The organism is Enterobacter cloacae complex sp. S1 (genome assembly GCF_014930525.1).
GTDB classification, from domain to species: Bacteria; Pseudomonadota; Gammaproteobacteria; order Enterobacterales; family Enterobacteriaceae; genus Enterobacter; species Enterobacter hormaechei_C.
Window position 1 is genome coordinate 151,060 of record NZ_JADBRE010000005.1, and the last position, 9,211, is coordinate 160,270.

7 protein-coding genes are annotated in these 9,211 nt (G+C 57.2%); 2 read left to right on the plus strand and 5 right to left on the minus strand.

The window, feature by feature from the left end:
• Positions 1-68: 68 nt before the first annotated feature.
• Positions 69-1,271 (plus strand): sodium/glutamate symporter, encoded by a 1,203-nt coding sequence (gene gltS / locus IM290_RS05900; RefSeq protein WP_193042199.1) that lies wholly within the window; start codon positions 69-71, stop codon positions 1,269-1,271.
• Between the two features lie 3 nt (positions 1,272-1,274).
• Here the strand turns inward: gltS and recG are convergent, their stop codons facing one another.
• From recG to gmk, 5 genes are read right to left on the minus strand one after another with little or no spacing between them, the layout of a single operon-like run.
• Complete coding sequence (gene recG / locus IM290_RS05905; protein ID WP_017383630.1) at positions 1,275-3,356, minus strand: ATP-dependent DNA helicase RecG; 2,082 nt, start codon at positions 3,354-3,356, stop codon at positions 1,275-1,277.
• A gap of 3 nt (positions 3,357-3,359) precedes the next feature.
• Positions 3,360-4,049 carry a tRNA (guanosine(18)-2'-O)-methyltransferase TrmH gene (gene trmH / locus IM290_RS05910; protein WP_003860922.1) on the minus strand — a complete coding sequence of 230 codons (690 nt, stop codon included), beginning with the start codon at positions 4,047-4,049 and terminating at the stop codon, positions 3,360-3,362.
• Positions 4,050-4,053: 4 nt separating this feature from the next.
• Positions 4,054-6,168 carry a bifunctional GTP diphosphokinase/guanosine-3',5'-bis pyrophosphate 3'-pyrophosphohydrolase gene (spoT, locus tag IM290_RS05915; RefSeq protein WP_003860921.1) on the minus strand — a complete coding sequence of 705 codons (2,115 nt, stop codon included), beginning with the start codon at positions 6,166-6,168 and terminating at the stop codon, positions 4,054-4,056.
• Positions 6,169-6,187: 19 nt separating this feature from the next.
• The gene (gene rpoZ, locus IM290_RS05920; protein WP_000135058.1) at positions 6,188-6,463 is read right to left on the minus strand and encodes a DNA-directed RNA polymerase subunit omega; all 276 of its coding nucleotides are present in this window, start codon (positions 6,461-6,463) and stop codon (positions 6,188-6,190) included.
• A 54-nt stretch (positions 6,464-6,517) separates the two neighbouring features.
• The gene (gmk, locus tag IM290_RS05925) at positions 6,518-7,141 is read right to left on the minus strand and encodes a guanylate kinase (RefSeq protein ID WP_006177710.1); all 624 of its coding nucleotides are present in this window, start codon (positions 7,139-7,141) and stop codon (positions 6,518-6,520) included.
• A 250-nt stretch (positions 7,142-7,391) separates the two neighbouring features.
• Here gmk and ligB point away from each other — a divergent pair, with 250 nt between their 5' ends.
• Positions 7,392-9,062 carry an NAD-dependent DNA ligase LigB gene (gene ligB, locus IM290_RS05930; RefSeq protein ID WP_193042198.1) on the plus strand — a complete coding sequence of 557 codons (1,671 nt, stop codon included), beginning with the start codon at positions 7,392-7,394 and terminating at the stop codon, positions 9,060-9,062.
• Positions 9,063-9,211 lie beyond the last annotated feature (149 nt).

Consider the following 9,211-nt stretch of genomic DNA (forward strand, 5'->3'; position numbering starts at 1 on the left):
TGACGAGCATCACCCGGCCCAGGATAACGCCGCGTGTGTATGGAATACGCGCATAACAGGAGCCTTTTATGATTCATCTCGATACGTTGTCGACCCTTGTTGCCGCAACGCTGGTTCTTCTGCTTGGTCGCAAGCTGGTACACAGTGTTTCCTTTCTGAAAAAGTACACCATTCCTGAACCTGTCGCCGGTGGATTGCTGGTGGCGCTGGCCCTGCTGGTGCTGAAAAAAAGCATGGGCTGGGATATCGATTTTGATATGTCCCTGAAAGATCCGTTGATGCTGGCCTTCTTTGCCACAATCGGCCTGAACGCCAACCTCGCAAGCCTGCGTTCGGGTGGCAAGGTGCTGGGCGTGTTTCTGATTGTTGTGGTGGGCCTGCTGCTGATGCAAAACGCCATCGGTATCGGTATGGCGTCGCTGCTGGGGCTGGATCCGCTGATGGGTCTGCTGGCGGGGTCGATTACCCTGTCAGGCGGCCACGGAACGGGCGCGGCGTGGAGCAAGCTGTTCATCGAACGCTATGGCTTTGAAAACGCAACGGAAGTGGCAATGGCCTGCGCGACCTTTGGCCTGGTGCTTGGCGGGCTGATTGGCGGCCCGGTGGCGCGCTATCTGGTGAAACACTCCACCACGCCGGAAGGCAGACCAGACGATGAAATGGTGCCAACCGCATTTGAAAAACCGGACGTTGGCCGCAGCATCACCTCGCTGGTGATGATTGAAACCATCGCCATGATTGCCATCTGCCTTACCGTGGGCAAAATCGTTGCGCAATGGCTGGCGGGAACGGCTTTCGAACTGCCAACCTTTGTCTGCGTGCTGTTTATCGGGGTGATCCTGAGCAACGGTCTGGCGCAGATGGGCTTCTACCGCGTCTTTGAGCGCGCAGTGTCCGTGCTGGGGAACGTCAGCCTGTCGCTGTTCCTGGCAATGGCGCTGATGAGCCTCAAGCTGTGGGAACTGGCCTCGCTGGCGCTGCCGATGGTGGCGATCCTGGCGGTGCAGGCCGTGTTCATGGCGCTGTATGCCATCTTTGTTACCTGGCGCATGATGGGCAAAAACTATGATGCGGCGGTACTGGCTGCGGGCCACTGTGGGTTTGGTCTGGGAGCGACGCCAACGGCCATCGCGAATATGCAGGCGATCACCGAACGGTTCGGCCCGTCGCACATGGCGTTTCTGGTGGTGCCGATGGTGGGCGCATTCTTCATTGATATCGTCAACGCGCTGGTCATTAAGCTCTACCTGATGCTGCCGATGTTTGGCTGACCGTCAGGCGTTGGAATACCGCTCGGTTTCCGGCATCCAGCGTTCAATTAACGCTGCCGCCTGTTCGGGGTAGCGTTCATGAATATGACGCGCAAGGCGTTGTACTTCGGGGATCATGGCCTGATCGCGCAATAAATCCGCCACTTTAAACTCGGCGTTACCCGTCTGACGCGTGCCCAGCAATTCGCCCGGGCCGCGGATCTCCAGATCTTTTTGCGCAATGACGAAGCCGTCATTGCTGTCGCGTAATACCTGCAAACGCATCTGCGCGGTTTTCGACAGAGGGGCTTTGTAGAGCAGCACGCAGTGAGAGGCGATCGCACCACGGCCCACGCGGCCTCGTAGCTGGTGGAGCTGCGCCAGGCCCAGGCGCTCCGGGTTCTCAATAATCATCAGGCTGGAGTTCGGCACGTCCACGCCCACTTCGATGACCGTGGTCGCAACGAGTAAATGCAGTTCGCCCTGTTTGAACGACTGCATCACCGCCTGCTTCTCGGCAGGCTTCATGCGCCCGTGAACCAGACCGACGTTCAGCTCCGGCAGGGCGAGCTTTAACTCTTCCCATGTGGCTTCGGCAGCCTGCGCTTCCAGCAGCTCAGACTCTTCAATCAGGGTACAGACCCAGTAAGCCTGACGCCCTTCCTGGGTGCAGGCGTTGCGCACGCGGTCAATGATGTCGCTGCGGCGCGTGTCCGGAATGGCGACCGTTGTCACCGGCGTACGGCCCGGGGGGAGTTCGTCGATGGTGGAGGTATCCAGATCGGCATAGGCCGTCATCGCCAGGGTGCGCGGAATCGGCGTGGCGGTCATGATCAGCTGATGTGGGTGGAAGCCCTGTTGCAGACCTTTCTCCCACAGCGCCAGACGCTGATGAACACCAAAGCGGTGCTGTTCGTCGATAATCACCAGCGCCAGGCCGTTAAACTGCACCTGTTCCTGGAAAATGGCGTGCGTGCCGACAATCATCTGCACCTGCCCGCTGGCAATGGCTTCCTGCTGCGCAAGGCGCGCTTTGCCCTTCTGCTTCCCGGCCAGCCAGCCCACTTCAATTCCCAGCGGGGCGAACCAGTTCCGGAAATTGTTGGCGTGCTGCTCGGCCAGCAGTTCCGTCGGTGCCATCAGCGCCACCTGCTTACCGTGGGCGATGGCGCGCAAAGCGGCCAGCGCGGCGACCAGCGTTTTACCGGAACCCACGTCGCCCTGCACCAGGCGCATCATTGGCACATCCAGCGCCATATCGCGTTCGATCTCGGCAGTCACCCGCGCCTGGGCGCCGGTGGGTTTAAACGGCAGTGAGGCCAGCAGCTTATCTTTGAGCTCATCACGCTGGCTTAATGGCTGCGCGTGGAAACGCTGCGCACCTGCGCGCAGGGCCAGCATGCTCAGGTTGTGAGCCAGTAATTCCTCAAGGATAAGACGCCGTTGGGCGGGGTGTTTCCCGCTCTCTAAATCAACAAGCTGAAGCGTTGGCGGTGGACGGTGCAGGGTGCGCAACGCCTCCGGCAGGCTCATCATGCCCTGCGCCAGCTCCGGCGGCAGCAGCTCGTTAATGGCGCAGGTATCAAGCAGCTCCAGCGCCTGGTCGGTGAGCTTGCGCAGCGTAGCCTGCTTAATGCCTTCAGTGGTTGGATAGACCGGCGTGAGCGTCTCCTGTAGCTCAGGTGAGCTGAGATCGCCCTGCACGCGGTATTCCGGGTGGATCATCTCCGCGCCGTATTTGCCCCGTTTGGCTTCACCGTACGCAAGTACGCGTCGTCCAGTGGCAAGGCTATTTTTCATCGCCGCATTGAAGTTGAAAAAGCGCATGGTGAGAATGCCGGTGCCGTCGCTGATCTGGCAGGTCATCATCCTGCGTCCGCCAAAGGTGATGTTGCAGTTCAGCACTTCCCCTTCAACGGTGGCGTAAATAGCGGGCAGCAGATCGCCAATCTTATAAAGCTGAGTACGGTCTTCGTAACGCAGGGGGAGGTGGAGCAGGAGATCCTGCACGGTGTGCAGGCCTATCTTCGCCAGTTTACTGCTTTGTGCCGCGCCCACGCCCGTCAGGCTGTTGAGCGGTATGGCGTCCAGCAGGCGGCCTTTCATGATTTACCCCGCGTACTGCATGGTGGACCACCACTCGGCATCGGCTTCTATTTCGCCCTGCGCGTTGACGTGGGGGTAAGGCAATTTCTTCTGCTTCGCAACGCGAGCCAGCACCGGATAGCCACCTTCAAACAGCAGGCGCTGCTGCTCCTCTTCAGGCAGCATGCTGTTGCTGCGCTCGTACATTCCGGCATTCTGACGCTGGCGCTGCGCTTCATACAGGATCAGCGCTGAGGCGACCGACACGTTGAGTGACTGGACCATGCCGATCATTGGAATGATGATGTCCCGATCGGCCAAATCCAGTGCTTCCTGCGTGATCCCCGTTTTCTCCTGGCCCATTAAAATGCAGGTCGGACGGGTGTAGTCGATCTCACGGAAATCCACGGCTTTAGCAGAGAGGTTGGTTGCCAGAACCTGCATGCCACGCCCTTTCAGGTGCGAGACCGCTTCACCAATAGTCTGGTGAGTTTTCACGGATACCCAGCTGTTGCTGCCTGCGGCGGTGGAGGCCATGGTACGCATACGTGCGCCAGGCCAGACGGCATGGACTTCATGCACGCCGACGGCATCTGCGGTGCGGACGATAGCAGAGACGTTATGAGGTTTATGGACCTGCTCCATGCAGACCGTCAGATCAGGCTGACGCCTGGCGAGCATTTCGCAGATTCGCTCGTAACGTTTTGAATTCATAATGCTAGTTTCGGTTACGGGTGACTTTAATGACATCTGGCATCACGCGGATCTTGCGCATAATATTGGCCAGATGCACGCGGTCACGGGCGGTCAGGCGAATAAAGGCGCTATAAACGCGGCCATCTTTTTCTTCCGTATTCAGGCTTTGAATATTGGATGAGGCCGTGTTGATCGCTGCCGTCAGGTTCGCCAGGGCACCCTGGTGGTTGAACATATCCACCTTGATTTCAGTGATAAATTCCTGCGCCGTCTCTTTATCCCACTCGACCGCCATGAACTTCTCTGGCTCTTTCTGATAGCCACGGATGTTACGGCAGGATTCATGGTGGATCACCAGCCCTTTACCTGGGCTGACGTGCGCAATAATCGGGTCGCCCGGGATAGGACGGCAGCATTTGGCGAAGGTGATGAGCACCCCGTCAGCGCCTTTGATCGGCAGGTGACCATGATTTTGCGTGGTGGCAGGAACGGCTGTCGTTTCGCCTTGTTGCAGATTCTTCGCCACGACCACGCTCATGGCGTTGCCGAGACCAATCTCTGCCAGCAGGTCATCCAGCGAGGCGAGCTTCATACGCTCCAGCTCATGCTGAATGTTTTCTGGTGGGATCTCTGCCAGTTTGCGGCTGCCACCCAGCGCGTGATTGAGCAAACGACGCCCAAGGCTAACGGAGTCGTCGCGCTTGAGGTTTTTCAGCAGCTGGCGGATTTTTGCGCGCGCTTTTGAGCTCACGACAAAGTTCAGCCAGGCGGCGTTAGGACGTGCCCCCGGCGCGGTAATGATCTCCACCGTCTGTCCGCTGAAAAGCGGCTGCGACAGCGGATAAGGCTGCCTGTCGACGCGGGCACCTACGCAGGCATGGCCGATATCGGTATGCACGGCGTAAGCGAAGTCGACCGGTGTCGCGCCCGCAGGCAGTTCGACAATGCGCCCTTCCGGCGTGAAAACGTAAATTTCATCCGGGAAGAGATCGGATTTAACGCTCTCGATAAATTCAAACGAGCTACCTGCGCTCTGTTGCAGCTCCAGCAGGCTCTGCATCCAGCGCTGGGCGCGGATTTGCGCGGTGGTGCTGCTTTCGCCGCCGTGCTCTTTATAAGCCCAGTGCGCCGCGACACCCATCTCCGCCATCTGATCCATATCTTCGGTACGAATCTGCACCTCAACAGGGACACCGTGCGGGCCAATCATGGAGGTGTGCAAAGACTGGTATCCGTTCGCTTTTGGAATGGCGATGTAATCTTTGACGCGCCCCGGACGCGGCTTGTACAGGCTGTGCATCTGCCCCAGCACGCGATAACAGGTGTCTGAATCGTGGACGATGACGCGGAACGCGTAGATATCCATGATCGAGTGAAAACGCTGCTCCTTGAGCACCATTTTGCAGTAGATAGAGTACAAATGCTTTTCGCGACCGCTCACGCGGCACGGAATGCCCGCTTCCTGCAAACGCCCTTCGATTTCAGAGAGGATCTTTTGAATCATCTCTTTACGGTTACCGCGAGCGGCTTTCACCACCTCTTTAATCACGCGATAGCGGTTCGGGTACAACGCCTCAAAACCCAGCTCTTCCAGCTCGGTTTTAATGTGATGAATACCTAAACGGTGCGCCAGCGGACTGTAAATTTCGAGGGTTTCACGGGCGATGCGGCGACGTTTATCCGGGCGAAGTGAGCCCAGCGTGCGCATATTGTGGGTGCGGTCAGCCAGTTTGATGAGAATGACGCGGATATCCTGCACCATCGCCATGATCATCTTGCGGAAGTTTTCGGCCTGCGCCTCTTTCTTATCGCGGAATTTCAGCTTATCAAGCTTAGAGACCCCTTCCACCAGCTCGGCAACGCTTTTGCCAAACAGCTGTTCCATGTCCTGGTAGGTGGCAGGGGTATCTTCAATCACGTCATGCAGCAGGGCGGCCATCAGCGTTTCGTAGTCGAGTTTCATCTCGGCCAGAATACAGGCCACCGCTACCGGGTGCGTGATATAGGGTTCACCGCTTGAACGTGTCTGGCCCTCGTGAGCGTCACGTGCAACGAGATACGCCTGCTGAAGACGCTTAATCTGGTCTTCAGGCAGGTAGGTTTGAATCAGTTGATTCAGGCTTTCAAACAGATACAAGGGCGACCCGCAGGTTTAATTAACGACGACCTTCAGCAATAGCGGTAACAGCTTGTAATTCAGCGGCTTCCTGCTCTTGCTGCTCCTGGCGCTCACGCACGTCGAGGATCTGGTTGTTGATCAGACCTTCTTCGATTTCGCGAAGTGCAATAACGGTGGTTTTATCGTTTTCTTCCGGTACCAGCGGATCTTTACCGCCTACCTGCATCTGACGAGCGCGACGCGCGGCGACCAGCACCAGGTCAAAACGGTTACCAATTTTCTCTACAGCGTCCTGAACAGTTACGCGTGCCATACTTAAAATGCTCCACAGGTGAAGAAATGACTGGGCATGATACTGAAAGTGGGTTCAGTCTGCCAACAGTTTGGTGATTAATGCGTCATGTCGCTGCTTCTGGCGGCTCATACGCAGACGTTCTGCGCGAAGGATAGTTTTGAGATCGCTCAGCGCGGCATCAAAATCATCATTCACAATAAGGTAATCATATTCCGCGTAATGGCTCATTTCTGCAACTGCCTGCGCCATACGCTTCGCGATAACTTCTTCGCTGTCCTGGCCGCGACCACGCAGGCGGCGATCCAGTTCATCTTTCGATGGCGGTAAAATAAAGATACTGCGCGAATCAGGCATTTTCTTACGAATTTGCTGCGCGCCCTGCCAGTCGATATCCAGGAACACGTTCACGCCGGTCGCCAGTACCTGCTCAATGGTTTCACGCGAAGTACCGTAGTAGTTACCGAAAACTTCTGCGTGTTCAAGAAACGCGTCTCTGCCAATCATCGCTCTGAATTCGTCGTGATTCACAAAGAAATAGTGTTCACCGTGCACTTCACCCGGACGCGGTGCTCGCGTGGTGTGAGAAACAGAAACCTGCGTATCGTACAACGGTTGGGTTTTTAACAGTGCCTGAATTAGGCTGGATTTACCCGCGCCACTAGGGGCAGAAACAATATAAAGCGTGCCTTGAGCCATGAGAGTCTTTTGTATGTGTTAACGAAGAAGTCCTACATACGGGCTTATTATACACGTCGCCGCTGTGTGACGTAGCCTTTGTCACACTTTTTCCCGTGGATGATTAAATTTTGCGTGCCGTTTTCAGCTTTTACCTTCCTTTTGCTGCAATAAAAACAACGCGCTGAAGCGCGCTCGTAAAATGCAATTTTGCAGCTGGTCTGCGGCTCCCGGGCAGGGTATACCCTTCGCAAAACAGGGAGGGGTAATAATGGTGAAATGGATAAGCATACTGATGATCTTCTTAAGCAGCGGGGCGATGGCTATCTGCCCGGTCTGGTCACCGGCTAAAGCCGGGCAGGAGATCGCGGCCCTGAAGGCGCAGCTGACTCGCTGGAATGATGATTACTGGAAGCAGGGCAGCAGCGAGGTGAGCGACGACGTTTACGACAGGCTTAACGCCCGCTTAAAACAGTGGCAGCGCTGTTTTCACGATGAACCGCTGCACGACGATCTTCCAGCTGCCAGTGGGACGGTGAAACATCCCTTCGCCCATACCGGCGTGCATAAGGTAGAAAGCAAGCAGGCGCTTAGCCGCTGGATGGCGACGCAGCAGGATCTCTGGGTACAGCCAAAGGTGGATGGTGTTGCGGTCACCCTGGTCTACAAAAACGGCAAGCTGGTGCAGGCGATTAGCCGGGGCGACGGCTTACAGGGGGAAGAGTGGACGGCACAGGCGCGAATGATCCCCGCTATTCCGCAAACGCTGGCCGGGCCGCTTGCCAACAGCGTGTTGCAGGGTGAACTTTTTCTGCTGCGCGACGGGCATATCCAGCAGCGGATGGGGGGGATGAACGCGCGTGCGAAGGTAGTGGGGGCAATGATGCGCGCGACCGATCGCGCAGCGCTGAAGCAGACAGGCATTTTTATCTGGGCCTGGCCGGACGGCCCAAAAGCGATGAAAGCACGCCTTTCCGCGCTGGCGGAGGCAGGTTTTACCCTGACGGCCCGCTATACCCTGCCGGTTAAAAACGCGGTTGACGTGGAGGCGCAGCGGACGGCCTGGTTTAAGGCTTCGTTGCCCTTCGCCACGGATGGCATTGTGGTTCGCGCCTCGGCAGAGCCGCCGGGCGAGCGATGGCTGCCGGGGGAAGGGAGTTGGGTCGTCGCATGGAAATACCTTCCTGTGGCCCAGGTGACGGAAGTCAAAGCGATTCACTTTACCGTTGGCCGTACCGGGCGGATCACCGCGATTGCGCAGCTTGAGCCGCTGATGCTCGACGATAAACGCGTACAGCGCGTCAGCTTAGGGTCGGTTAACCGCTGGCAGAGGCTGGATATTGCCCCCGGCGATCAGGTGCTGGTAAGCCTGGCGGGACAAGGTATTCCCCGGCTGGATAACGTGGTGTGGCGCAATGTGGATCGCCGTAAACCGCAGCCGCCCTCATCGCGCTATAACGGCTTAACCTGTTTCTATGCCTCCCCGGAGTGCATGGAGCAATTTTTTGCCCGGCTGACGTGGCTAAGTTCCAGGCAGGCGTTAGATATCGAAGGAGTGGGCGAATCAGGATGGCGGACCCTCTATCAGGCGCATCGGTTTGAGCACCTCTTCTCCTGGCTACAGCTCACGCAGGCGCAGCTCACCGCGACGGCGGGGATATCGGCATCGCATGGCGCTGCGCTGTGGCATCAGTTTAACCTGGCGCGGGAGCGACCTTTTATCCGCTGGATCACCGCGATGGGAATACCGCTGGCCCGGTCGACGCTCAAGGCGGCAGGGGATCGCACCTGGCAGGCGCTGATTCAGCGAAGCGAAGCGGAGTGGCGGATGCTGCCGGGTGTCGGGCAGGAGAAGGCCCGCCAGATCGTAAACTGGCTGCATCAGCCTCAGATTGATGCCCTGGCAAAATGGCTGGCCGCAGAGCACATCGGTGGATTTTAATCTGCGTGCGCTCCTGAACAGACTGGCGAGGGGGCACACTTCCGCTGCCGTGAATAGCGTATTTATGAGACGCGGTTTATATACGCAATAATTATGAATATAAATGAATTATTCATGGTAAATATATTTTGAGGAAATATTATCCCTGA